The 1,179-nt window shown below is 44.2% G+C and carries 1 protein-coding gene; it reads left to right on the top strand.

Going from position 1 to position 1,179, the window contains the following annotated elements:
- Positions 1–1,179 (top strand): elongation factor Tu (tuf, locus tag GBI66_RS19100; protein ID WP_033134357.1); only part of this gene is annotated, 1,179 nt, incomplete at its 5' end.

Genomic DNA, 1,179 nt, shown 5'->3' with positions numbered 1-1,179 from the left:
AAGTTTGAACGTAATAAACCACACGTAAACGTGGGTACAATTGGTCACGTTGACCATGGTAAAACAACTTTAACTGCTGCGATTGCAACTATCTGTGCAAAAACTTACGGCGGTGAAGCGAAAGATTACTCACAAATCGACTCAGCTCCTGAAGAAAAAGCACGTGGTATTACAATTAATACTTCACACGTAGAATACGATTCTCCAATCCGTCACTACGCTCACGTAGACTGCCCGGGCCACGCCGATTATGTTAAAAACATGATTACTGGTGCTGCTCAGATGGACGGCGCGATCCTTGTATGTGCTGCGACTGATGGTCCAATGCCACAAACTCGTGAACACATCCTTCTTTCACGTCAGGTTGGTGTACCTTACATCATCGTATTCTTGAACAAGTGTGACCTTGTTGATGATGAAGAATTACTTGAATTAGTAGAAATGGAAGTTCGTGAACTTCTTTCTACTTATGACTTCCCAGGTGATGACACTCCAATCATCCGTGGTTCAGCTCTTCAAGCATTAAACGGTAACGATGGTCCTTATGGCGAGAAAGCTGTAATTGATTTAGTTGCTGCACTTGATTCTTACATTCCAGAACCAGAACGTGCTATCGACAAAGCATTCTTGATGCCAATCGAAGACGTATTCTCTATCTCAGGCCGTGGTACAGTAGTAACTGGTCGTGTAGAAGCTGGTATCGTAAAAGTTGGTGAAGAAGTTGAAATCGTAGGTATCAAAGATACGGTTAAGACAACTGTAACTGGCGTAGAAATGTTCCGTAAATTGCTTGACGAAGGTCGTGCAGGCGAGAACTGTGGTGTTCTTCTTCGTGGTACTAAGCGTGAAGACGTACAACGTGGTCAAGTGCTTGCTAAGCCAGGTACAATCAAGCCGCACACTAAATTCGATGCAGAAGTATACGTACTTTCTAAAGAAGAAGGTGGTCGTCATACTCCATTCCTTAACGGTTACCGTCCACAGTTCTACTTCCGTACAACTGACGTAACTGGCGCGATCAAACTACAAGATGGCGTAGAAATGGTAATGCCTGGTGACAACGTTGAGATGTCAGTAGAATTAATTCACCCGATCGCAATGGACCCAGGTCTACGTTTTGCGATCCGTGAAGGTGGTCGTACTGTAGGCGCTGGTGTTGTTGCTAAAGTAACTGCATAA

It is taken from the genome of Acinetobacter sp. TUM15071 (genome assembly GCF_008980925.1).
GTDB classification, from domain to species: domain Bacteria; phylum Pseudomonadota; class Gammaproteobacteria; order Pseudomonadales; family Moraxellaceae; genus Acinetobacter; species Acinetobacter dispersus.
This window is presented reverse-complemented; position numbering and strand designations above follow the sequence as displayed.